This window comes from Enterococcus sp. DIV1314a (genome assembly GCF_051713805.1).
Classification (GTDB): Bacteria; Bacillota; Bacilli; order Lactobacillales; family Enterococcaceae; genus Enterococcus_I; species Enterococcus_I aquimarinus.
This window is the reverse complement of sequence record NZ_JBIOQP010000001.1, coordinates 1941677-1967872: the sequence shown is the minus strand read 5'-3', so window position 1 is coordinate 1967872 and position 26196 is coordinate 1941677. Positions and strand designations below refer to the sequence as shown.

Sequence of the window (26196 nt, the reverse complement as noted above, 5' to 3'; positions counted from 1 at the left end):
AATTCGACAGTGATCTGTTATTACTTAAATTCGATTAATATTAGCGTTCAAAAAAACAACAAACAATTAAGCTGAGCCCTTATTGTTTGTTGTTTTTCATTTTGTATCATTATTCTTAATTTAAATTTGTCAGTTGAATTCCTTTTGGAAGGTGATAGATCGTTGGCTCTTGGCTAGTTAATGCGTCTTCTGTGAGTGCAATATTGTTTCTTCATACTAGTTAAATCATAACAAAATCAATTATTGAAATCAATTTTCTTTCTCGAGCCTTTTTGTAACTTCTCATCTCTTGTCCAGCGCATCAACCATTCTCTTTGCTGTGTTTCTGGATCGATTTGGCATCGGACACGTCGAAAGCCTTGCCTTTCATAAAATAGTAATGCTGCTTGATTGTTTTCATAAACGGTTAAAGTAAGGATTTTTTTCTCATCTTTCACGCGCTGAATCAACGCTTCACCAATTCCTTGTTTTTGAAATTGCTCTTTGACAAATAATCCTGCAATCGCTTCTTCTACTAACCCTAAAAAGCCGACCGCTTTCCCATCCGTTTCTTTCACGAAGATTCGTGCTTGGGCCAGACCTTCTCGCACACCCACTTGATTGTCCAACCAATAGTTCTTTGAAATAAAGGAATGCGCTTGTAAATTACCTTCTAACCAGATGGACATCAAGGAATCAAGCGTTTTTTCATCAATTTCGTTCAATTCAAAAATCATTTGTTCACCTCTTACATTCAATGTATTTACCTAGAAATGTTGATTTGTCGCTATGATACAAATTGTAGCATGCAAATTCTAGCCATTCCAGTAATCGCTTCTTTCTTTTTTGCTTCTTTTTAAGCATAATGAAATGGAGGTGAGAAAATGACTATTGGAAAACGAATCAAAGAAGAACGATTAGCAAAGAAATGGACTCAAGAGCAGTTAGCCGTCAAACTTAACGTTTCTCGTTCGACGGTTTCTAGTTGGGAAGTTGAACGAAATTATCCGGACTTAGAAACCATTATTGCGATTAGCGACTTATTTGGCCAATCACTCGATCAACTATTAAGAGAGGATCCTGAAATGATTACGAAGAAAGATCGAAAAGTAAAAAATGAAAAAATTTATTTTAGATTATTAGGACTTATTGGAATCTGTTTCCTCATTTTTATTGGAAACTACGTTATCAAAATCGCAGAAAACAGCCACTATCAGGAAAATCTGAAAGACGCCGGTTGGACAAAAATACAAGATGCTTATATTTTGGAAGAGGACGATCGCTATTACTGGGCAACACTCCCACCTGTAGGGTCCTTTCAACCAAATGATTCCATCGCACTTTTGGCCGCAACCAACCCGGAAGATTATTCAGAATGCACGTTACAGTTAGAATTTGATCAATCGCTCGGTCTATCCTTTACAACAACAGACGAAATGGATCTCCCGCATTCTTTTTTTGTGACGATCGATGAAAAAGGACAGCTAACAGGTGACTATTCGATATGGTCAAGTGAAGAACTTACGCTCATCAATGATTATCTAACTGACAATCAACACGCGGTCCAAGAATTAATCGACGATATTTTTACAAAAAAACAACAAATACAAGCATCATAAAAAAACGTGACTTACACAAGTCACGTTTTTTTAATCATCGCTAATCTGGACGCCTAAGAATTGAATAAAAACACTTGCTTGTAACGGACTAATGATCGCACCTTTTAATTGTTCGATGGAAACGCGCAAAGAATCAAAATAACTTTTCGAAAAATCGACATCTTTTAATCGCGTATCTAAAAAATCAGCGTCATTCATGTCACAACGAACAAACTTCAATCCTTTTTTAATTTTGACACTTTGAAAAGACGATTCGATTAAATTCGTATCTGTAAAGGTGCACGTTTCAATCGTTGAATCATTGATATTTACATAATTTGCTTTAGAATCAATCACTTGCGTATTTTTCCAATGATTATGATAAAAATTCGTCCCTGTCAGCTGGCAAGTATTAAAGGTGCAGCGATAAAACACGCTGTGGTCAAAGGTCACATTTGCGAAATGAATATTCACAAAATGGCAATCCAACCACTCACTATCTTCAAAGACTTGTTGTTGAAATTCACATCGTTCAAAGGTCACATCTGAAAATCGCAAAGAATCTTCATCTGCGCCAGCCATTAAGTGGCAATTCTTATAGTAGCCACCCGTTTCGACTTCATCCATTGTCAATGTCTTGTGTTCAATCATCCTGACTTTCTTCCCTTCTATCAACGTATTTTGTGTGGGGTAATGCATGATTTGAGAAGACAACTTCTAGCAAAGAACACCCTCAAAAAGAGCTTTCCTCTATCCTTTATTCAAAAACCCTTCCTAAGAATGACGATTCTCAGGAAGGGTTTAGCAAGGAATCACGATTGAACCAGTTTGTTTAAGCCTCGTTCAATCGTTTCCTTCAATGCTCTTACATCAAACTCTTCAATTCAACTTCTGGATATTTATCCGCAAACCAACGCATCGCAAATTGATTTTCGAATAAGAATAGTGGTTGGTCGAAGCGATCACGTGCCAAGATGTTGCGACTTGAGCTCATTTTTTCGTCCAAATCTTTTGGATCAATCCAGCGAGCAATCTTGCTTCCCATCGGTGTCATGACGACTTCTGAATTGTATTCATTTAACATCCGGTGTTGGAATACTTCAAATTGTAATTGTCCAACAGCACCCAGGATATATTCTTCCGTTAAGTAGGTTTTATATAACTGAATAGCCCCTTCTTGCACGAGTTGATAAATCCCTTTGTGGAAAGATTTTTGCTTCATGACGTTTTTCGCCGAAACTTTCATAAACAATTCTGGCGTAAACGACGGTAAATCTTCAAAAGAAACGTTTAATTTTCCTTCAAAAATGGTATCGCCAATTTGGTAATTCCCGGTATCGTAAACCCCAATAATATCACCTGCGACAGCTTCTTGGATATTTTCACGGGCATCGGCCATAAATTGCGTGACGTTACTTAATTTCATTTTTTTCTTCGTACGCTCTAATGTGACATCCATTCCACGTTCAAATGTTCCAGAACAAACTCGGACAAACGCGATACGATCACGATGGGCCGGATTCATATTGGCTTGAATTTTAAAGACAAAACCAGAAAAGTTCTCTTCGTAAGGACTTAACGTTTCACCATTTTCCAACTCATGAGCGTAAGGCGCATGGGCAAATTGTAAAAAGGTTTCTAAAAAGGTTTGAACACCAAAGTTTGTCAAGGCTGAGCCAAAAAAGACAGGTGTTTGTTCGCCACGATCGACTTTTGCCGGATCAAATTCATCGCCAGCTTCCGTCAAGAGTTCGACTTCATCTAACACTTGGCGATAAATACTATTTTTCGTTAAGGGATGATCACTTGGGATTTCACCGTTTTCATCTAACGGTAAATACGCTTCGCCACCATAATTTTCAGGACGATAAAATTCAATGCGCTTATTGTAAATATCATATAAGCCTTCCAGTCCTTTACCCATTCCAAGCGGCCAGTTCATTGGATAAGATTCAATATCTAAGAGCTCTTCTAACTCTTCTAATAGTTCAAGCGGATCGCGGCCATCACGATCGAGTTTGTTAATAAACGTAAAAATCGGAATGCCACGACGTTTGACAACTTGGAATAATTTCTTTGTTTGAGCCTCAATCCCTTTGGCACTATCAATCACCATGACGGCACTATCGACAGCCATTAACGTACGATACGTATCTTCCGAGAAATCCTCATGTCCCGGAGTATCCAAAATGTTAACACGTTTCCCCTCGTAATCAAATTGCATCACCGAACTGGTAACAGAAATTCCACGTTGTTTTTCAATTTCCATCCAGTCAGAAGTCGCAAAGTTCCCTGTTTTTTTCCCTTTAACCGTTCCTGCTTGGCGAATGGCGCCACCAAAGTATAATAATTTTTCAGTAATTGTTGTTTTTCCCGCATCCGGGTGAGAAATAATCGCAAATGTTCGGCGACTATCAACCTGTTGTTTTAAATTTGGGTTTTTCATATAGTATTAATAATCCTTTCTATCCTTCACAAGCGTTCATTCTTGAACGCTTCCTTCGCTACACATTTCAACTCAATTAGTTTACCATGAATTTGACTTCTGAAAAAGAGCACGTCTTAAAAAAAAAGCTTATGAAGGGCTTCATAAGCTTTTGGTTTATCTTCTAGGCTCATCGTCATCAAAATCTTTTCGGAAGAATCGTCTTTCTTCTTCCGGTTCTACTTCAGTGTTTTCTGGATTTCGAACCTCCACGTGAATTCTTAGGACACGTGAACCTTCCACTTCTTCGGTCGTTAAAATAAAATTATCGACTTCAAAAGGAATCTTTTTGTTCTCATCAGGAATGACGCCGAGTGCCGTAATTAAATAACCAGCCATGGTATCAACATCTGACATATGTAAATTCGCATTAAAGACAGTATTGAATTCATCAATCAACATTCTACCTTGAATAATGTATTCATTCTCGTTAATGACTTCATACAAGGTTTCCACTTCATCCGATTCATCGTCGATTTCACCGACAATTTCTTCTAACAAATCTTCTAACGTAACGAGACCGACGACACCGCCGTATTCGTCTAGTAAAACAGCCATTTGATTTTGTGTTTTCTTTAATTCGTAAAGCAAATCGTCAATAAAGACGGTTTCTGGAACAAATAAAGGCTCTTGCATCAAAGGTAATAATTGCAAATTATCAAAGCCCACTTCATAAGCGGCTTTTAATAACGTTTTTGTATGTAAAATACCAATAATTTTATCTTTATCCTCGTTATATACCGGAATTCGTGAATAACTTTCGGATAGAATACGTTGTAAGTTCTCTTTGACATCGCTGTGGATATCAATCATAAAGGCATCCGTTCTTGGGACCATGACTTCCCGTGCGACTTTCGTGTCTAAAGAGAAAATTCCTTGTAACATCTCGAGTTCGTCTTCTTCAAACACGCCTTCGTTGGCTAACATGTAGCGCATTTCATCGCGGGTCATTTTAGAATCTTCGTCATCGAAGGTCATTGGGGTAATTCTAGACAACAAATTCGTCGAAGCCGACAATAACCAGACGAAAGGTTTCGTAATCACTTCAAGCACACGAATCACACCAGAAGTAAACATCGCCACTTCTTCGGATTTATTCATGGCAATTCGTTTGGGATAAAGCTCACCAAAAACAATTGACACATAGGTTAAGATAGCTAAAACGATAAACGTCGCCATACTTCTTGCAGCGGTACTCGTTCCAATATAAGGTGCCAAGCGTGCCGCTAAGCTATCAGCTAAGGATGCTCCGGATAGGATGTTCACTAACGTAATTCCAACTTGAATGGTTGATAAAAAATTAGTTGGGTTCTCTAAGATTTTTAAGATTTTTTTGGCTTTTTTGTCACCATCTTCTGCCTTTTGTTCGATTCGATTTTTGTTAATCGAAACAACCGCAATTTCTGATGCAGCTAAAAAGGCGTTGATTAGTGTTAAAACCACTAGTAATATAATTTGCGCGAGTAGCGACTGACTATCGGGGTCAGGATTCATAGTTTGTTTCTCTCCTTGTTCTTCTCATTATTAATAAAAAAGTGTGGAAATATCCACGAGAGAATCGTATCATAAAGCGCGTTTCTTTGCAATCAAAAAACGTGAACGTTTGCTATATGAAAAGGATAACGACATTCATTTATTTACGCTTAATAATTTAACAGGTATAATTGAGGGTAGAGGTGAAATAAATGGAAATTAAGACGACAACCGATTTGACCAACCAAGTGTATCTTGACGCACTCAGCATTCGCTATACGGTCTTTGTTGATGAGCAACAGGTCCCAAAAGCGTTAGAAGTTGACGAAGATGAGGCTGCAGCGATTCACTTTATTCTTTATGAAGAGGATCAACCCTTGGCTACTTTGCGATTATTACCGCTCAGTCCTTCTCAAGTCAAGCTTCAGCGGATGGCCGTTCAACAAGATGCGCGTCAAAAGAGTTTAGGGAAACAGTTGATATTATTTGCAGAAAATTATGCTAACGAACAGGGATATCAGACGATTACTTTAGGTGCCCAACAAACTGCGATTCCTTTCTACGAGAAAATCGGCTACCAACCACAAGGTGAGCCGTTTATGGATGCTGGTATTCCCCACATCACGATGCACAAAACGATTTAACGCAGATTTTCTTCATGGATAAAAATCAAAAAGACTGGACGATTTGGTCCAGTCTTTTTTCCTATTTTTGTGACAATTGCTTGTAGCGCTCGTACCATATATCGATGTATCCTTGGGAAAATGGGCCTTTTCCATTATTGATCCAATCGACTAAAATTTTGACATTTTCTTTTAAGATATAATCAATGTCATCGGGATAACCCATGATTTTGCTATGCAATTCATACTCATCCACATCTAACAAACGCTTCTCTCCATCAGGGAAAACCTTAATATCCAAATCGTAGTCAATGTACTTTAGTGCTTCTTCATCCAGTAAATAGGGTGAACCGAGATTACAATAATAAGAAACGCCTTTTTCTCGAATCATTGCGATGACATTAAACCAATATTTTTTGTGGAAATACACAATCGCGGGTTCACGTGTAACCCAGCGTCTGCCATCTGACTCCGTTACTAATGTATGATCATTAACGCCAATCATCGAATATTCACTGGTTTTTAAGACCATGGTATCACGCCACGTGCGATGCAATTTGCCATCATGTTTGTAGCTTTGAATGCTGACAAACTCTCCTTCTTTTGGAACGCGCATAGCAACCCTTCCCTCAGCGAACAAACGCAATTGTTTGGGTGTTAATCACACCGACCTCGTAAACATTATAGCAATAAAAAACGCTCTTGCCTAGAAATCTTTCGGAACTTTCTCATTTTCAGACCATTGTTGGACTAATTTTTGTTGAATCTTAGGAAAGACAAGGCTCGAAAAGGCCTCTTTTGCTAACCAACGACTGTTTTCAACTTGTAATAGTCGTTGTGTTCTGCCATAAAAAAGTAAAAGATGCCAACGTAACAGAAAATGACTGAGTTGCCTCGCACATCACACTTTTTTTTTAAGCACATCAAACCTATTATCAAATGCTACACACTTATTTTTTAACCGGACAATTCGATGAGGAACAAATGAATCAAACAATCGCTGTTTTCAATCAAATCGGATACGATACACACGCGGACCTCTTACAAACACTTGTGTATAAGACGATACCTTGCCAAAACACGTCGACTTATTTAATTGAAATCATTTCGCATAAGATAAACCAACGAGCCTTCATTCGGGAGACTCGTTGGTTTTTAGTATTTATTCTATTTCTTATTCTTTTGGAAACTTCAAAATTTTCGTAAATCCTGCTGCTTCATCTGCGGATATTTTATGAGCAACTTCAATTAAGATATCCGACGAGCTTAAAAGATTTGCATGAATGACTTTTGACAGTTCCGGATCTAACGCACTCGTTGGCTCATCCGCTAATAAAACAGGACGTTTACGAATCAGCGCACGTGCTATTTCAATTCTTTGAAGCTGCCCACCTGATAAATTCTCACCATTTTCACCAACGATATAATCGCTTGTTTTTTCTTCGACTAATTCTGTCAGACAAGCATTCATAAGTGCCTCATTGAATTCAGCGTCAGAAAAGGACTTACCTAAAGTGACATTGTAGTGAATCGTATCATTGAATATTAAGGGTTTTTGCTTAATCAGCGAAAAACTTGATAAATAATCAAATGTCTTTTCGTTTAAAACTTTTTCATCATTGATTACATACTCACCATCGTCAAGCTGATATTTCCCCCACAAAGTATTAAGCAACGTTGTTTTCCCAAAACCCGATGGCCCACTGATTAAAAGCTTATCGCCATTTCGAATCGTCATATCTAAATTTTCAATTAAATTTTTCTCGCCGACACGAATCAAAGCATTCTGCAAGGAAATCGTATCGATTTTTTGTTTCCTCATTTGTGTAGGGATATCGACAGTATTTGCTTCTGCTTCGGTTAAGCGCGTACTTATTTGCTTCACCGTTTTAAGCTCCGTCAAACATTCAATGATTTCTACCAACGGATTCGAAATCGAACCATTTAATTGGAAAATCACAAAAAACAACGTCAATGAAAGATGTCCTGTTAATACTCGATAGCCTCCTACCGAAATGGGTAAAATCACACCCAAAAAAATAAATGCTAAGATAGAAAGCTCATTTGTAATTTTTAGGTGATTGCTCAACTGATTCGATGATTTTTCCATGTGGTAAAGTGATTTGCTAAAACGATTTTTAGCCTCCTCGATTGCTTGATAGATGATCAGTGTATCTTTACCTAACAAAAGATTCTTTAAATTTGTCGTGTATTTTTCATTCGCATTTGATAAAGCTTTTGACGCTACTTCAATTTTTTTATTTTGCATTTGTCCAATCGCAACGGGTGCTAAAGCTCCCAGAAAGAAAACAATTGTTGTGAGCCAATCCAAACTAACCGCATAACTAAACGACAAGAGAATCAGACAAATATTTTCAATAATTGTCAATTCTCCTTTGATGCCATTTTCTTCTAGCAATTTCAAATCGTTTGTTAAATACGATAAATGACCGTCTATTTCTTGCCCCACATTTTTACCACTTAGAAAAAATTGCATATAATTCATTTTTATTTTACTATTAATTGTTAATATAATACCATTTGCAAATATACTACTGATAATACCTATTAAGGTCAGGACTACATAACTGGCACCCAATCCAATTGCACTCGTTACGAAAACTTGCCACTTACCGTCTGACACACCACCAATTAATCGTCCAAAAAACTCTGCAGTAAAAACAACTGCTGCCGCTTTCAAAATAAATAAAAACACAAGCAAAATGAGTTTCTTGTAACTCACGTACTTAGTTAAATGGCTCTTCCTTTTTAATGTTCTCATAATCTATCCTCCATAAAAAAATGTTAGTATTAATCAAATTTAAAACGCAACCTATAGAATTCCCTGCTCTAAAATCTAGTTACCAAAGTATTAAACATCTGCTCCGATACGTTATTATTTTCTAGCCAGAATATTACCAACGGATGAGTTAGTTTGTATCCGTACTGATCAGCTAATAAAAAACTAGATAATAATTTCATATCTCTATATCGGATAGATTTTAATTTCCCGTCATAATAGATATTTTTCGTGTTATTATCTACCAACCTCAAAGAAATTGATCTTTTTAAACGAATTATAAATAACCTCCTTGATAATCATACATTCACATTTTTTCAAATTACTAGCATGTCACCTATGAACACCATTCAACAGCTAAAACAACTAAAACATTCTCTAACATTTATTCACCAACTTTTATTTTTATACACATATTGTATACCCTTCGTTATATTTTCATTACAAACGTTTCAAAACTGAAACGTTTTATTTTGGAAAATAAATTCATGTGTATAATAATCATTAAAATAGAGGTAGCTACAGTTTTTATATGGTACTATCTTCTTATCAAATACTGTAATGAAACATATTGGCAAAGGACATCACGCATCGTTTAGGGAGACAAAATTATGATTGGAATAAAGATTAAAAAAATACGAGTCAGCAAAAATATCAGTCCAATAAACGTGTACTCTGGCATCATGTCACGTAGCAACTATTGGAAATTAGAAGAGGGCTTAATTTCTCCATCGTTTGAAACAGTGATTCAACTCTTGCAGCGCATCAATTTAGACGTAGAGGAATTTCTCATGCTTTTACAGCACGACACCTTGCTCTTTTATAACCAAACAAAGGATCAAAGAAATTTCTTTTTTAAGAAGAAAGACGCTGAGGGACTACTAAATCTAGCACAACAACTTCAGCAACAGTATAAACAAACCAAAGCTCTCCAACTCAGACACCTTGCACTAACTTGTAATCTCTATCATTCTCGATTGACCGAAAAACCTCCAAACCCCCAAATTATGACCGAATTAAAACAATACCTTTTTGGATGCAATGATTGGTCACTTTATGAATTGCGCCTATTTAACAGTATTTTCTTTATTTTTGATTACGAAACATCAAAAGTACTTCTCAAGCGGGCCTTAAAAACGATACAACATAATCAGCAGCGCATCGATGAAAAAATAAGTTTTCTAGTTAATTTTCTTTCTCTTGCCGTTCAAAATAACGACCTTAAACAAATAAAAATAATCGATGAGACGCTTCAAAATGATGTTGAGCTCCCCCATAAAAGTACCTATAATCGTATCCTCCTCGCATGGGCAAAGCAAATTATTCAAGCATACATGACTCGCAATCGACAATATATTCATAAAGCCTTCGAAATTATTGCGATTTTTGATACCCTTGATATGGATGGCCCTTACAATATGTACAACGCATGGACCAACGATTATCAATCATTCATTTTCGGATCTGACTAGATACAAATGATTTTGATTATGCCAAAAATGACGAACCTACAATTTTGCAAGTTCGTCATTTTTTAGAAAAAAACTATATGATTGCTTCGCAATCTAAGCCCTGACAGAAGAGAGAGAGTATCCTATAATTAATATAGGGACCGTTAATCCGATTCTTTAATGGGTTTTGCCGAATCTGTACAAAAAACTGGATGAACATTTTATCTTTTGCGATAAGCCGAATACATCTTTAAATGTGAAAATAAAATTACAATAGTTTATAGAATGTTCTGTTTCCTAAATTATTTGATGGAGGTTTTCATCATGGAAGTTATGATTGAGACATGTTGTGGAATCGACGTTCATCAAAAAACAATTATATGTTGTGGATTAAATGGCCCGTTAGACATCTATAAACCCAAAAAATCATATAAGATATTTGGTACTTGAACTAGTGAACTACGGAAAGCACTTGAATGGTTAGAGAAAAATACGTTCAAGACCGGTCTATGCAAGAAATTTCGAACAGACTTTGAAATCAACACCATAAAAATAATTTAAAAATTTCTAAAAACGAAAAATAGTACTCACTTTTCTATAAAGACAAAGACTCTCTAACCCCTTAATATTAAAGGATTTAGAGAGTCTTTGTCTTTATTAAGTGTCAAACTCGAGAAAAACGCTCTTGCCTAGAAATCTTTCGGAACTTTATCATTTTCAGACCATTGTTGGACTAATTTTTGTTGAATCTTAGGAAAGACAAGGCTCGAAAAGGCCTCTTTTGCTAACCAACGACTGTTTTCAACTTGTAATGGTCGTTGTGTTCTGCCATAAAAAAGTAAAAGATGCCAACGTAAATGACTAAAGACATGTTTGACTTCCCCTAAATGACGTTTTTGCCAAGTCACGGGATACGTGTCAAAAATAGCTAACATCGTATCTTCGGCCACTAAATCCAACGTGCCTTGAATGGTTTCTTTAGCATACTGCGTTTTATAGGCGAGATACGTTTCCTTGGAGACTTCTTCTAACGGGAAATGCCACATTTTTGCGAGCAAACCTTTTTCCGGTCGTTGCATCAATAGAAATTCTTTTTGGTCATTTTCGATAACAGCCGCGACGTAATAAACATCTTTCGGCGGTTCTTTTTTTGTTTTAACCGGATAGGCGAGCTGCGTGCCTGTTTGATAGGCCTGACAAAAGTCTTTTAAAGGACAGTTTAAACAATCTGGACTCGTTGGCGTACAAATGCTCGAGCCTAAATCCATAAAGGCTTGATTCATATCCCCCGGCGCTTCTTCCGAGATCACCTTACGAAAGGCTTGTTCAAAAATAGTACGACTACTTGGTTTGGCGATATCAGCATCAATTCCAAAAAGCCGGCTTCCCACACGCATTAAATTGCCATCAATTGCCGGTTCAGGTAGTTGAAAAGCAATACTGCCAATCGCTGCGGCTGTGTATGGACCAATGCCTTTTAACGTACGGATGGCTTCCATCGTTTCGGGAAACTGCCCGTCGTAATCATTCATTACTTGTTGTGCGGCAACTTTCAAATTTCGCGCGCGTGAATAATACCCTAGTCCTTCCCAGACTTTTAAAAGACTTTGTTCGTCCGCTTCCGCCAACGCCTCAATCGTGGGATATTGCTCAATAAAGCGGTAATAATACCCAATCACTGTATCAACGCGTGTTTGTTGGAGCATAATTTCTGAAATCCAAATGTAATAAGGATTATTCGTCCCACGCCATGGTAGTGTTCGCTTATGTTGGTAGTACCAGTTCAAAAACGTTTCTTTAAATGCCGTAACTTCTAACGTTTCCCACTGTTTTAAGTATTCATTCTTCATCCTTAACTTCCTCATCAATAAACTGTTGGATTTGATCCATCGCAAATCCTTTTTGATATAACTGATTTTTTATTTTTTGAACACGTGGTCGATAGGCTAATCGTTGATGGCGACGTAATGCTTTGTGACCTTCTTTGACCAGATTATCCCACTCAGATTCTTCGTCTTTTTCTTGGGGGAGTTCACCCAAAACAAATTGAATCACTTCAGCACCGAAACCTTTTTGCATCAACGTCGAGCGAACTTTATTGAGGTTCTCACGATGACTTCGGCTATGGTTTTTGTTCCAGATTTTCTCAGCAGCTTTGAGCGCGACGTCATTTTGCGTCTCTTCTGAATACAAGTCTAATGCTTGTAAAATAAAGTCTTCAGGGATCCCCTTTTGCTTTAGCTGTTGGGTTAAATGAAAGGGTCCCTTATCACTCATCCGAATTTGCGTGCGAACATAGCTTTGAGCAAAGACCAAATCATCAATCAAGCGGAGTTCTTTTAGACGCTCAATCACGCGCTGTGCATCTTGCGCCGAAATTTCTTTCTTCTTTAAATATTGCAACATTTCAAGTTCGCTGCGCAACTGATAACTGACATAGTTATAGGCCATTTGTAACCCCATATCAAATCCCGCACTGCTTTTTAATTCCTCAAAAAGTTCTGGTGTAATCTCGGTTCCTTTTAATAAACGGTAGCGAACAAGTAAATCTTCTGAGACCTTCACTTTTTCACCCGTTTCAAACGTTACCGTATAAAAATTATTTTTTCCGACTTTAATTTGTTTAATAATCATCTTATTCACTCCTTAAATAGCCATCTTCTAGTCTAACATACTTTTACAAAAGTACTTAAAACTATGCTAAAATAAAGAAAAAAAGAAAACAGATTGAGGCAAAAAAATGAACAACCCCGTACAACTCAAAATCGATCAAACATTACAAATTAAAATTAAACGCTTAGGTATTAACGGTGAAGGCATTGGGTATCACAAACGACTCATTATCTTTGTCCCACGTGTCTTACCTGGTGAAGAAGTACAAGTGCGTGTCACCAAGGCTTCTCCACGTTATGCCGAAGCTGAACTAATCAAAATCATCAAACAAAGTCCCGATCGCATCACGCCACCGTGCGAGGTTTACGATCGTTGTGGTGGTTGCCAGCTTCAACATTTAGCCTATCCGAAACAACTTGATTTCAAAAAAGATTTGTTGAAACAAGCACTAGAAAAATTTAAACCCTTGGATTATAAAAATTACGCCTTGAAAGAAACGATTGGCATGGAAGATCCTTGGCATTACCGGAACAAAGCACAGTTCCAGTTTCAATTTAATCCAACAAGCCAAAAAGCGGAAGCTGGGCTTTACGAAATGAATTCTCATCGCCTCGTAGCGATTGATAACTGTCTTGTGCAAGAAGAAATCACACAAAGCGTCATGAATGCGGTGGTCGAACTAGTTAATGCTTATGAGATTCCCATTTATAATGAACAGCAAAATAGTGGGATTTTACGAACAGTGATGGTGCGCGTCGGAATTGAAACAAAACAAGTGCAAGTCGTTTTCATTACGTCAACGCCAAAATTCCCACGAAAAAATGCGATTATTCGTGAACTCAATGAGCGTTTCCCACAAGTTGTTTCAATCATGCAAAACGTCCAAAACAAAAAAACGTCTCTTGTGATGGGCGATGAGACGATTCATCTTTGGGGTAAAACAGCTATTGAGGAAACGATGAATGACTTAACCTTTGAATTATCCGCAAGAGCCTTCTTCCAACTGAATCCAAAACAAACAAAAGTCTTATATGACGAAGCACGCAAAGCGCTGGATTTAAGTCAGAACGAAACCGTTGTGGATGCTTATTGTGGTGTAGGAACCATTGGACTGAGTCTTGCACATCTTGCAAAAGAAGTGCGTGGTATGGATATCATCCCGCAAGCCATTGACGATGCACGGGCGAACGCCTTGCGTAAAGGATTTACCAATACCCATTATGAAGTTGGAACAGCCGAGGAATTACTACCGACTTGGTTAAAGCAAGGCTTTAAACCCGATGCGATTGTCGTCGATCCGCCAAGAACGGGCTTAGGCGAGCCTTTGTTAAAGGCACTCACTCAGTTCCCAGCAAAAAAACTAGTCTATGTTTCTTGTAACGTTTCGACTTTAGCCCGTGATTTGCAAGTGTTAGCCAAAACGTATCAGATCGATTACTTACAGTCGGTAGATATGTTCCCACAAACGGCTCGCTGTGAAGTCGTTGTGAAATTAACGAAAAAATAATTCAATTAGCCGAGCCCCCAAATGATCGAAATCATTTGGGGGCTCTTTAACAGTATCGGGCACGTTATGCGACTGCATGGAATGAAAAACGAATGCCATTTAAAAAACATTTCGGATGATAGACAATGATTCATGGCTTCTCCTAAAGAAGTATGATCCCCTGCAATCACCATAGAAGCGCGAGTAAGATAAAAAATCAATCTTACTCGCGCTTGTATGATGATTGTGATGTGCTCAAAAATAAGGCTTAAATAAGAAGAGACAGCTGCTTTTAATCATTTATGGAACATAATCGAGTGCATCCATTAATTGTTCATGCGTAAAACCATACATATACGCATCATTATAATCATTTGCTTGATAAATAACTGCAGCGTCATAAACATTCACGACATCACCAGCTTCATCATAGACGCCATTGGCTTGCTGTTTTTCGTTCTTCTCTTTTTCAAACATAACCACCAACTCCATTTCTTGTCTATTTGTTACTTTCATTATACCAGAAAAACGCGTACATTTGAAAGCGTTTCACTTGCCGACCTCTCGCATTATCCTTATCAGCGATTTTTTTTGAAAAAATGAACATAAATATTGTGACCAGTCCTATGTCCATGTATAATTTAAATGAATGGCATGATGTTGATGGTCGGACTCGTTATGTTTTGCCTGTTTGCCACAGAAGTAGTCCGTTACATTTTTTTATTTGTGTTATCACTTTAAGATTGGGGGTCACTTATGCAACAACAAGAAAAGCATACTATTAGTAGCGAAAGAGAGCTCTCGGAGCATTCTAAATATGGTTTATTAATCGGATTTGCCTTATTTATGGGTGGTATCGGCTTTTTATTTAACACTCCGCAAGAAATATGGGAAGGAAATGTAACCATCTTAACCTCCCCGGCAAACTTACTAACCGATTATATGGCTCTGACAAGTGTCGGTGCGACGTTAGTGAACGTATCGCTAATGACACTGCAGTCACTTTGGATTGTCCGAATGGCGGATGCTAAAATCAATGGTCCGGTCATCGCCGGTATTTTAACGATTGCAGGCTTTGCTTTTTTCGGTAAGAACTTATTTAATTCCATTCCTATTAGCATTGGCGCTTTTGCATATGCAAAAGTCACACACGCTCCGATTCACAAGTCTTTACTAGCCGCACTTTTTGGAACAGCCTTAGCCCCTTTAGTGAGCGAGTTATCTTTTAACTTAGGCATCGCTCAACCATACGGCATCCTACTAGGGATCGCTGCCGGCTTTATCTCTGGCTTTTCAATTCCTCCTTTAGCCAATCACTTCGTCACCTTCACAAGAGGATTCAGCCTCTATAATGTCGGTTTCACATGCGGTATCATCGGGACTGTCTTTATTTCCTTAATCCGTAACTTTGGGTACGGTATCGAAAACGTCAATATTCTGGCTAGTGGTTATAACCGACCATTTATCATCATCTTGAGTATATTATTTAGTGTGATGCTATTACTTGGACTCTGGTTAAACCGTTGGACATTCCATGGTTTGAATCGCATTTTACGTCATTCAGGTCAATTGTCAACCGATTATTTAGAACTTGGTGGCTTAGGGGCAACCTTGATTAATATGGGTTTCCTCGGTTTTATGGCACTCGGATATATTCTTTTGATGGGTGGCGAAATCAACGGTCCTGTCCTTGGGGGCATTTTTACGGTTATCGGTTTTGGCGCATTTGGTAAAAATATCAAAAACGTTCTGCCGATTTTAATTGGTGTCACGCTGATGGGCCGAATCAATTATCACGATAGTCAGTCAACGTTAGTCTTAATTTCAGCGTTATTTGGTACGACCTTAGCACCACTGGCGGGTCGTTACGGAACGGCTGCGGGTATCTTAGCTGGTGCGATGCACTTAACGCTCGTGATGAATATCGGTTATTTACACGGAGGCGTCAATCTTTATAATAATGGGTTTTCTGGAGGTCTTGTCGCGGCCATTTTAGTGCCAATTCTAGAAGCCCTTCATCTGCACCGGACAAATCAACGTGCGTTACGTGGCGCTGTCAACCCAGCAGATGAGGTTGAAATCGATTCAGGAAAATAGCTGAATCAACTTTAACCTCTAAAGAAGGAGACGTTATGAGAGTAAGCGTAGTGATTCTTGATAAGAGTCGAAAGTATCTGATTTTAATTAAACGAGTCAAAGAAAATAGACAGCCGGAAAATGACCATTTTTCCCGAATTTGATTTCGATTTAGTCAATCAAGTGATTAACCCAATCGCGACACGAAAGCTTTCATAATGATAAATTACTTTGTTCGTCAACGATTGAAGCAACCAAAAAAGCCGCCAGAAGATGCGTTCTTCTGACGGCTTTTTAGTGTACCTGATACTTTGGTTGTCTAGGCGACGGTGCGTTTAAAACATGTCAAACAATGACAGCTGATTTTCATCAGGCAGGTCTTTTAAGACGCCGTTTTCGGTCATGTAATCGATCAGTGTTTTCGAAACTTTTCCGCGATTGGCTAAATCTTCTTTTGATAAAAACGGTCCGTCTTTGCGGGCTTTAACGATTTGGTGCGCCACATTGGCCCCAAGACTCGGAACAGCACGAAAAGGCGCAATCAATTTGTTGCCTTCAATAATAAAGTTTTCGGCATCTGATTTGTACAAATCGATCATGCCAAATTCATAGCCACGCTCCAACATTTCATTCGCTAATTCAAGCACCGTTAATAAGTTTTTCTCTTTCGTAGAGGCATCCATTCCTTTTTGATTAATCTCATTGATGGCCTCTTTCACGGCATCTTTACCTTTTGACATCGCGACTAAATCAAAATCAGAAGCACGCACTGAAAAGTAAGCACAGTAATATAAAATTGGGAAATAGACTTTGAAATAAGCCACTCGTAACGCCATGAGGACATACGCTGCCGCATGGGCTTTCGGGAACATGTATTTGATTTTCAAACAAGAATCGATGTACCATTCCGGCACATTGTGTTTGCGCATTTCCGCTTGCCACTCTTCCGGTATCCCTTTTCCTTTACGAACACCTTCCATAATATTAAAGGCAATTCCATCGTCCAGACCGGCATGCATTAAGTAAACCATAATATCATCCCGACAACCAATCACATTGGCTAAATCGGCTGTTCCGTTACGAATCAATTCTTCCGCATTTCCAAGCCACACATCCGTTCCATGTGACAGACCCGAAATTTGTAACAATTCCGCAAACGTTGACGGATGGGTTTGATCAAGCATCCCACGAACGAAACGTGTCCCAAACTCGGGAATTCCAAGCGTACCGGTTTTGGAGAAGATCTGTTCAGGCGTCACTCCTAAAACGTCCGTCCCTTCAAAAATACGCATCACTTCAGGATCATCGGTCGGAATCGTAATGGGATCAATTCCGGATAAGTCTTGTAACATGCGGATGACGGTCGGGTCATCATGTCCTAAAATATCAAGTTTTAAAATATTATCATGAATCGAATGGAAATCAAAATGGGTCGTCTTCCATTCTGACTGTAGGTCATCCGCTGGGTATTGGATTGGCGTAAAGTCATAGACATCCATATAGTCCGGAATAACGATAATTCCACCTGGATGCTGTCCAGTCGTTCGCCGTACGCCTGTCGAACCTTTGGCGAGTCGATCGATTTCAGCCGAACGTAGATGTAAATTATTATCACGCTCGTACCCTTTCACATAGCCATAAGCCGTCTTATCAGCGACCGTACCAATGGTTCCAGCCCGAAACACATAGTCTTCTCCAAACAGTTCCTTCGTGTAGTTATGAGCCTGAGGTTGATACTCACCCGAAAAGTTTAAATCGATATCGGGTACTTTATCCCCATGGAACCCTAAAAAGGTTTCAAACGGAATATCATGACCGTCTTTCGTTAGGCGTGTGCCACACTCCGGACACGCTTTTTCGGGCATATCAAAGCCAGAACCATACGAGCCATCTTCATAAAACTCGGAATACTGGCATTTTGGACAATGGTAATGCGGCGCTAGTGGATTCACCTCCGTAATTCCCGTCATCGTTGCCACGAAACTGGAACCAACCGAACCCCGTGAGCCGACCAAATATCCATCCGCATTGCTTTTATGGACGAGTTTTTGCGAGATTAAATAAATCACCGAGAATCCATTACCGATAATCGAATTCAATTCTTTTTCCAAACGTTTTTCAACGATATCTGGCAACGGATCGCCGTAAAGTTCTTTCGCTCGATTATAACTTAAATCCGTAATCTCTTGTTCAGAACCAGGAATTTTTGGCGTATATAAGTCATCTTTCACTGGAACAACGTTGTCACAGCGATCCGCAATTAAATTGGGATTGGTCACGACAATTTCTTCTGCTAAGTCGCTTCCTAAAAATTGAAAGGCTGTTAACATTTCATCAGTCGTTCGAAAATGGACTTTTGGTAAGGAATGACGATTTAACGCATTGGCATGCCCCATCGAATTGACGAGTATTTTACGATAAATCGCATCTTCTTCATTTAAGTAATGCACATTTCCAGTCGCAACTACGGGTTTATCTAGCTCTTTTCCAATGCGGACAAGATTTGCGATAATCTCTTCCAAATCTTTTTCACTATCGACCAATTCTTGTTCAATTAGTGGCGCATAGACTTCTTTAGGCATGACTTCGATATAGTCATAGAAATAGGCTTTTTCTTTGGCTGCTTCATACCCTTTTTGCATCATCGCAACGAAGACTTCGCCTTTATCACACGCTGTTCCAATTAAAAGACCTTCTCTAAGTTTCGTCAATTCCGTCCGAGGGATACGCGGCACTTTTCCGTGAAAATACGTAATATTGGATAATGAGATCAGTTTGAATAAGTTTTTAAGCCCCGTTTGTGTTTGAGCTAAAATCGTCGCATGAAACGGTCGCGCTGCTTTGATTGATTCTGCGCTCCCAACATGACGATTCAAATCCTCGTGTAAATACATTTGATGCGACTCCATCGCTTCTTTGACAAAAATCCAGGCTAAATGCCCGGTCGCTTCCGCATCATAAATCGCACGGTGATGTTGGGTTAACCCGACACCAAAACGTTTGGTTAAGACACCGAGTCCAAAACGTTTAAAATCAGGATATAAAAAACGTGCCAATTCTAACGTATCAATGACTGGATTCTCCGCTTCTGGTAATCCGTGACGCTTATAGGCCATATTTAAAAAGGCCATATCAAAAGAGGCATTATGCGCCACTAAAATACAATCTTTTGAGAACTCACGAAAAGCGCGCAAGACTTCTGCTTCACTTTTTGATCCTCGAACCATTTCGTCGGTAATCCCCGTTAGTTCAATCGTTGTTTTCGATAACGCATGTCCTGGATCCAGAAACTCTTCAAAGGTTTGTTCCACATTTCCTTTATTCATTTTGACAGCGGCTAGTTCAATGATTTTGTTGTAAACGGCGGATAATCCTGTCGTCTCCACGTCAAAAACGACATAATTGGCATCGGTCAACGTGACTGGTTGAGGATTGTAAGCAACCTCTACCCCATCATCGACAATATTCGCTTCCACGCCATAGAGAATTTTGACGCCAGCTTTTTTACCTGCTTGATGGGCGTCCGGGAATGCCTGTGCTCCTCCATGATCGGTAATCGCAATCGCTTTATGCCCCCATTTACCCGCTTGTGCCACCAAATCACCAATATGATTCGTCGCATCCATTGTACTCATATTCGAATGCAAATGCAGCTCGACTCTTTTTTGACCTTCTGGCGCATAATCTTTACGACTTTCATGTGTAACTTCCATTAAATCTTGGGCGTTCATGACCAAATCACGCATAAACGTGTCTTCTTGAACACTGCCTCGAACTTTTAGCCAAGAACCTTTCTTAATCGCTTCAAAGACTTGTTCATCCTTTTCGCCATTCGAAAACTTCTTCACGATAAAGGAGGACGTATAGTCGGTCATCTTAATAATTAAGATTTTACGTTTCGAACGTAACTCACGGACCTCTACGTCAAAGACATACCCTTGAATCGTGACCCGTCGTTCTTCTTCTAAAATATTGGCCATTGGCATCACCAATTCATCGGCCGGAATAGTGCGTCCTAACATAATCGGGCCACTTAATGCAGGTGTTTCTTTTTTCCGTTTTTCATTCGACGCAATGGCTTGTGCGGCTTGTTCCATGTATTGTGCTTCTTGTTGTTGTTGACGCTCCGCTAATTCTTTTAAATCGACCTCAACTTGGGCTTCATTGACTTGCGGCACAATACGAAACTTTTGAAAGCCGAAATCTTGGTAGTTTTCTTCAATTGATGGCAAGTATTGCTGTTGTAAAATACTACTAACCGCTTCATTTGTCACCGATAACAAAACTTTTTTATTGTTTAACACAGGTAACTGCGTTTTTAATACTTGTTGAACGAGTGGCGTATCACAGGATTCATTGGCTAATGCGAATAACCAATATTCTTGTAATAACGCTTCTGACCATTCATCTTCTCGCGTTTGAATTTTCATCGAGACTTCCGCGATTTCCTTAAACGCCATCATCAAATGTTGCTGAAAGGTTTGATATAAGGCGGCTGGTAAAATTCGATCAAATTCTAAGGTAAAGTCCCATTTTTTTGATTTTTTATGGACCAACACTTGAACAATTTCGCCAGTCTGAATCAACGGATGATTCTTAACATCCTCAGTGACGTTCATTTGATCTAGCAAGATTTTAAACTTCTCTTTATTTTTCGACAAGATGTTTTCACCCTTTTCTTTTCGCTTAAAACAGTATACAATCTTTTGCATGAAAAAGTCTAGGAAGCCTTATTAAGAGGTTTCCCAGACTGCTCCTTTATTCCGCTGAATAAAATAAAATATTTAAGGTATCGACCAATTCTTCTTTCCGAACTTCGATTACCGCTTCTGTCGCTCGGATTTTGACTTCGAGAATCCCTTCAACGGCTTTCTTTCCAATCGTAATTTCAATCGGACAACCAATAAAGGCTGCTTCATTTTGTTTTTCTTCTAAAGGTAAGTTTCGATCATCGATTAAAATTTGAAACTCCTCTGCCATCATCGCATTGACGGCTTCCACCAACTCCTGTTGATAAGAATCTGTTAAATCTGTTGGAATCAGGTGCAAGTCAAATGGTGCGACCTCTTCTGGCCAAATAATCCCTGATTCTGTGCGATGTTGCTGCGCAATCATCAAAAATAAGCGGCTTAAATCGAGTTGATAGTGCCCAATATGAAAAGGAATCGTCGCTTTTTCCTCTTCCGGAAGAGTTTGATTCTTTTTATACAATTGACCGATTTTTACCCCTTTTTTGAAAGTCAGAACTCCTTGACCATCTGGTGAGGGATCCCCTTCTTTAACAAAACAAAAGTCAGCAAATGCAACATTGGGAAAATCTCTTAGCGGATTGATATTCTCGTAGTATTCTTGTTCAGAATGTGGCGCAATCATTTTCGTATTCGTCAAAAATTCGACTTCTAAATCACCTAAATACGTCACTTCTTGCGGCAAATTCCAAACATCGAGCATTTCACGCGCTTGTCCAAAGTATTTTTCAATTTCTTTTGGTTTCACTTGAACAACCTTTTGTTTAAAGAAATTGGTTACTTTTGCCAAATTCAACTGATCTTCTTGCCGTAAAAATAAGACAATCGGTTGCTTTCCTGCGCGTAAAAAATAAGATTTGAGCCATTGTCCCTGTGCTTCTTCTATATTTTCAGCGAACGTTTTTTTGACTAATGGTAAATAGGAAGCATGCGATTTTTTACCTGAGCATAAACGAGTTGCCACTTCTATCTTTGCACGATAGTCACTTTCAGAAGAAGCACAATATTGTTCATCCCCCTCAAGACTATCGGCGATGATTTCTTTTGTATCTTGTTGATTCGTTTCTTTATTTAGCGCAATCACACTTTGAAATTGGAGATCACAACGCGCTAAAATTCGTCCAAATAATTGTTCGTAGCGATGATAATTTTCGCTTAAACTCACGCTCGTTTCGTGAAATGAGAATGCGTCTAAGTAGGTTGACTCAAAATTCGTCAAAAAATGCCCCGCCTTTTTTTGATTGGCAATCAGAGCGGTCTGAATCTGATACAGTTGCATGGATGTATTATTTTGTAAATTTTCAGGTTCCTTCAATAAAAGAGTACTTAAATATTCCTCCGCATGAAGCGAAGATTGAACCGGTAACTGAAATTCAACGGCGGATAGTTTTTCCAATTCTTCGGTGACGATGTTCTTAATATTTTCAATGACGCGCATCGCTAATGGTAAAAACACATATTGGTTATCTTGAAAAGAACCGAGAAAACCAGATTTGACTAGAAATCGCTGACTTGCCTCAGTAATTTCCTCCCCTAACATCCGTTGTAAATCAGGTATTAACAGATTTGACTGTTTCATTTTTTTCTCCTTTACCAACTACCCTCTACTTTTAAAAGAAAAAGCGTTGGATATCATTCCAAGTAACAAACACCATCAATAACATTAAAAATCCAAAACCAATGATGGAAATTAACCCTTCTTTTTCTTGACTTAACGGTTTCCCCCGAACACCTTCAATCAAGTTTAACAATAATTTACCACCGTCGAGCCCTGGGATTGGAATTAAATTAAAGATCCCTAAGTTCATTGAAATCATCGCCATCAATGAAATTACTGTCATCACACCACGGCTCGCCGCTTGAGAAGATAACTCGAAAATCAAGACTGGACCTCCAAGTTGATTCACGTCAAAATTAAAAATAATATTACGTAAAGCGACTAGGATTTGAGTGAAGCTCGAAATACTTTGATTAAATGCCCCTACTACTTTATCGACAAAACCTGTTTTCATCGGCGCTTCGATACCAACTTGTCCGTAGGTCTGACCGTCTTCTTCAATGATAATAGGCTGCACTTGAAATTCTTTTGCTTGCCCTTCTCGCTCAACAACCATCGTTAGTTCTTCTGTCGCATGACTTTGAATATAGGCGCGCACGTCAGTCCACGTTGCGACTGATTCTTCGTTAATCGATACAATCTTATCGCCGCCTTGCATGCCTGCCACAGCAGCCGGTGCATCTGGCACAACGCCACTAATCACAGTGGAATTCATATCCACGACACCACCTTGGGCAAACACAATCACTAAAAATAAGACAAAAGCTAAGATGAAATTGTTCATTGGACCCGCAAAATTGGTTAACGCCCGCTGCCATAATTTCGCTGACTGGAATTGCACATTTCTTGGCGCAATTCGAATTTCCGTGCCGTCTTCTTCAATGATAAAGGCCTTAGGATCGACGGAATACGTGATTGTTTCACTTTCATCCCCATTAATAAAGCCAGTAATCGTTAAATCATCGACTAAATCATGTCTTGCCACTTCCATTGGTATGGCATTCGCTAGTTGTACTTTTTTACTTGTATTAATTTTTGTCACGACGCCATTTTCATCTAACAACAATGAGATCGGTGTCCCTGGTTTCATTTCCTCTTCTTCTTCATAACCAGCCATTCGAACATAGCCACCAATTGGTAACGCGCGAATCGTGTAGGCTGTCCCATCTTTGCCTTGATGACTAAAGATTTTTGGCCCCATTCCAATCGCAAACTCGCGGACTAAAATCCCAGCTCTTTTTGCAAAATAAAAATGTCCTAACTCATGGATAACTACGACCACAGAGAAGACAATGATGAACGTTAAAATCGTCTTCATTTATTTTCCTCGCTTTCTATTCCATTCTTATTATCTGTCTCAAAAAATATAGAAGTATCCTTATTATTTTATCACATCTGACTAATTACACAATTGTTCTAGCAGTTTGTAACGAGAACGTAACGTTTAGGGCCAAAAAAATAAATATAATTCGTTATTTTTACTATTTGACATCCTTCAGTATACCGTTCATGATTGCAAATACCTCAAAAACGTCTCTTCGTTGCACCAAAAAAAGAACCCTAAACGCATAACGTCTCTGATTCTCTTTATTTTGAATATGAATGATTAAAAAATACCAAAAAGATGCATCATTGGAAAAACAAATAACATGCTGTCAAAGCGATCTAAAATACCGCCATGTCCTGGTAAGATAATGCCGGAATCTTTCACGCCGTAATGACGTTTAAAGGCTGACTCGACTAAATCGCCGAATTGACCAATAATTGAAAAAATCACAGTCATTAAAATTAACGTTAGTGAAGGATAACCAAAATACGTGATGGCAGGAAAGGCAATTAAGTAGATAATCGCAATGACTACTGCACTTAAGATTCCTCCTAAGGCACCTTCAACAGTTTTATTCGGGGAAATTTCTGGCCATAATTTTCGTTTGCCATATTCTCGTCCAACCATGTAAGCGCCAATATCTGTCGCCCAAACGATCAGAAGACCAAAGAACAATACAACCAGGCTTTCCGCACGGGCACTCGCAAAGCTGCCAAATCCCATCCCGACGTATAAACTTGTAATGACAGGAAACGCCGCTTCGTCAATCGTATACATATTCTTCGATAATACCGATATTCCTAAGAGGATTAATACAACAAAATAATACAAAGCAAATTTATCGGTTTTCTCTGGTAAAAAAGTAAACCAAGGATCTCTTGGGAGCGCCAAAATTATCGCGCCAATGATTGCCAGCACCCCTTCAAAGCTAATGACTGTCAATCCTTTCATCCGGAAAAGTTCGTAGACCCCTACCCCAGCTAACGCTGCCGAAAGTAATCCTACTGAAATACCAAAGAAATCAAAGTAGATAATCGGGATAAAAAAAGCTAAAGCAACTACGGCTGTTATCACACGTTGTCTCATTTATTTGCCTCCTTTTTGTTTGATGCCGCCAAAGCGACGATCACGATTTTGAAAACTGGCAATGGCTGATTCGAGCGCTTGTTCATCGAAATCTGGCCACAATGCCTTCGTAAACACTAATTCACTATAAGCAATTTGCCATAGTAAAAAGTTACTGATACGTTCTTCACCACTCGTGCGAATCATTAATGAAGGATCGCGTAATTCTTCGGATAGAAAACCTGTCATTAAATGTTTTTCAAACATTTTCTCATCCAGTGATTCAATGGGAAGATTCTTTTCAGCTAGTTCTTCATACAAGGATTTCATCGCCGTCACCATCTCGGCACGGCTCCCATAATTAAGGGCAAAGTTCAAAATCAATCCCGTATTTTCTTTTGTCTCTTCCATCGCACGGCGTACCGCTTCTTGCGTATGCTCCGGCAAAAACTCTTGATAGCCCATCACATTGACTTGAACATTTTCTTTTTTCAACTCTGGAACAAACGTATCGAAAAAATCAACCGGTAGTTGCATTAAAAAATCGACTTCTTCGGTTGGTCGTTTCCAATTTTCAGTTGAAAACGCATATAACGTCAAAACTTTGACCCCGATTTTTGAGGCATGCATCGTTATTTTCTTAACGACCTCCATCCCTTCTTTGTGTCCTGCAACGCGAGGTAAGCGTCTATTTTGCGCCCAGCGTCCATTGCCATCCATAATGATTGCGATGTGTTTGGGAATGGGTAATTCGGTCGAGAATGTATACTCATTTTCTTCCGGAACATATTTCTTTTTCTGCGGTAAAAAACGCAACATACTACGCCCTCCTTTTTATTATTTCAGAAAGTCATCTAGGTTATTATAGCAATAATTCACTTCATTGCCTACGAAAAATGCAAAGTTCCTATGGA

The 26196-nt window shown here is 38.8% G+C and carries 19 protein-coding genes; 5 read left to right on the top strand and 14 right to left on the bottom strand.

Going from position 1 to position 26196, the window contains the following annotated elements; all coding sequences use genetic code 11:
- Positions 1–236 precede the first annotated feature (236 nt).
- Positions 237–716 (bottom strand): N-acetyltransferase, encoded by a 480-nt coding sequence (locus IGI68_RS09335; RefSeq protein ID WP_438732412.1) that lies wholly within the window; start codon positions 714–716, stop codon positions 237–239.
- Between the two features lie 147 nt (positions 717–863).
- Here IGI68_RS09335 and IGI68_RS09330 point away from each other — a divergent pair, with 147 nt between their 5' ends.
- A complete protein-coding gene (locus IGI68_RS09330; RefSeq protein WP_438732410.1) occupies positions 864–1598 on the top strand; it encodes a helix-turn-helix domain-containing protein in 735 nt (244 codons plus the stop codon).
- Between the two features lie 30 nt (positions 1599–1628).
- Here IGI68_RS09330 and IGI68_RS09325 read toward each other — a convergent pair whose 3' ends face one another.
- From IGI68_RS09325 to IGI68_RS09315, 3 genes are all read right to left on the bottom strand, one after another.
- Entirely contained in the window at positions 1629–2228 is a 600-nt protein-coding gene (locus IGI68_RS09325; protein WP_438732408.1) for a pentapeptide repeat-containing protein, read from the bottom strand.
- Between the two features lie 214 nt (positions 2229–2442).
- Positions 2443–4023, bottom strand: a complete 1581-nt coding sequence (locus IGI68_RS09320) for a peptide chain release factor 3 (protein ID WP_071873674.1) — start codon at positions 4021–4023, stop codon at positions 2443–2445.
- A gap of 156 nt (positions 4024–4179) precedes the next feature.
- The gene (locus IGI68_RS09315; RefSeq protein ID WP_438732406.1) at positions 4180–5556 is read right to left on the bottom strand and encodes a hemolysin family protein; all 1377 of its coding nucleotides are present in this window, start codon (positions 5554–5556) and stop codon (positions 4180–4182) included.
- 191 nt (positions 5557–5747) lie between these two features.
- Between IGI68_RS09315 and IGI68_RS09310 the strand changes: the two genes are divergently transcribed.
- Positions 5748–6179 (top strand): GNAT family N-acetyltransferase, encoded by a 432-nt coding sequence (locus tag IGI68_RS09310; protein WP_438732404.1) that lies wholly within the window; start codon positions 5748–5750, stop codon positions 6177–6179.
- Between the two features lie 61 nt (positions 6180–6240).
- On the opposite strand, the gene ntdP is transcribed toward IGI68_RS09310, so the two are convergent.
- Positions 6241–6774: a nucleoside tri-diphosphate phosphatase gene (gene ntdP, locus IGI68_RS09305; protein ID WP_071873671.1), complete on the bottom strand. Its 534-nt coding sequence runs from the start codon at positions 6772–6774 to the stop codon at positions 6241–6243.
- A gap of 558 nt (positions 6775–7332) precedes the next feature.
- On the bottom strand, positions 7333–8940 hold the full coding sequence (locus IGI68_RS09300) for an ATP-binding cassette domain-containing protein (RefSeq protein ID WP_438732402.1): 1608 nt from the start codon (positions 8938–8940) through the stop codon (positions 7333–7335).
- Between the two features lie 629 nt (positions 8941–9569).
- Between IGI68_RS09300 and IGI68_RS09295 the strand changes: the two genes are divergently transcribed.
- Entirely contained in the window at positions 9570–10430 is an 861-nt protein-coding gene (locus IGI68_RS09295) for a hypothetical protein (RefSeq protein WP_438732400.1), read from the top strand.
- Positions 10431–11098: 668 nt separating this feature from the next.
- On the opposite strand, the gene mutY is transcribed toward IGI68_RS09295, so the two are convergent.
- Entirely contained in the window at positions 11099–12259 is a 1161-nt protein-coding gene (mutY, locus tag IGI68_RS09290) for an A/G-specific adenine glycosylase (protein ID WP_438732398.1), read from the bottom strand.
- Complete coding sequence (recX, locus tag IGI68_RS09285) at positions 12249–13043, bottom strand: recombination regulator RecX (protein WP_438732396.1); 795 nt, start codon at positions 13041–13043, stop codon at positions 12249–12251. Before recX ends, mutY begins: the two co-directional genes overlap by 11 nt.
- A 106-nt stretch (positions 13044–13149) precedes the next feature.
- Between recX and rlmD the strand changes: the two genes are divergently transcribed.
- Positions 13150–14529 (top strand): 23S rRNA (uracil(1939)-C(5))-methyltransferase RlmD, encoded by a 1380-nt coding sequence (gene rlmD / locus IGI68_RS09280; protein ID WP_438732394.1) that lies wholly within the window; start codon positions 13150–13152, stop codon positions 14527–14529.
- A gap of 279 nt (positions 14530–14808) precedes the next feature.
- Here rlmD and IGI68_RS09275 read toward each other — a convergent pair whose 3' ends face one another.
- Positions 14809–14985 carry a hypothetical protein gene (locus IGI68_RS09275; protein WP_169818070.1) on the bottom strand — a complete coding sequence of 59 codons (177 nt, stop codon included), beginning with the start codon at positions 14983–14985 and terminating at the stop codon, positions 14809–14811.
- A gap of 279 nt (positions 14986–15264) precedes the next feature.
- Here IGI68_RS09275 and IGI68_RS09270 point away from each other — a divergent pair, with 279 nt between their 5' ends.
- Entirely contained in the window at positions 15265–16605 is a 1341-nt protein-coding gene (locus IGI68_RS09270; protein ID WP_438732392.1) for a DUF1576 domain-containing protein, read from the top strand.
- A 314-nt stretch (positions 16606–16919) separates the two neighbouring features.
- On the opposite strand, the gene IGI68_RS09265 is transcribed toward IGI68_RS09270, so the two are convergent.
- The 5 genes from IGI68_RS09265 to IGI68_RS09245 form a co-directional block, all read right to left on the bottom strand.
- Positions 16920–21245: a PolC-type DNA polymerase III gene (locus IGI68_RS09265; protein WP_438732390.1), complete on the bottom strand. Its 4326-nt coding sequence runs from the start codon at positions 21243–21245 to the stop codon at positions 16920–16922.
- 97 nt (positions 21246–21342) lie between these two features.
- On the bottom strand, positions 21343–22911 hold the full coding sequence (locus IGI68_RS09260; RefSeq protein ID WP_071873665.1) for a His/Gly/Thr/Pro-type tRNA ligase C-terminal domain-containing protein: 1569 nt from the start codon (positions 22909–22911) through the stop codon (positions 21343–21345).
- A gap of 31 nt (positions 22912–22942) precedes the next feature.
- Complete coding sequence (gene rseP / locus IGI68_RS09255) at positions 22943–24208, bottom strand: RIP metalloprotease RseP (RefSeq protein WP_438732388.1); 1266 nt, start codon at positions 24206–24208, stop codon at positions 22943–22945.
- Between the two features lie 288 nt (positions 24209–24496).
- Positions 24497–25303 (bottom strand): phosphatidate cytidylyltransferase, encoded by an 807-nt coding sequence (locus tag IGI68_RS09250; RefSeq protein ID WP_071873663.1) that lies wholly within the window; start codon positions 25301–25303, stop codon positions 24497–24499.
- Positions 25304–26101, bottom strand: coding sequence for an isoprenyl transferase (locus IGI68_RS09245; protein ID WP_071873662.1), 798 nt, complete (start codon positions 26099–26101; stop codon positions 25304–25306).
- Between the last annotated feature and the right edge of the window lie 95 nt (positions 26102–26196).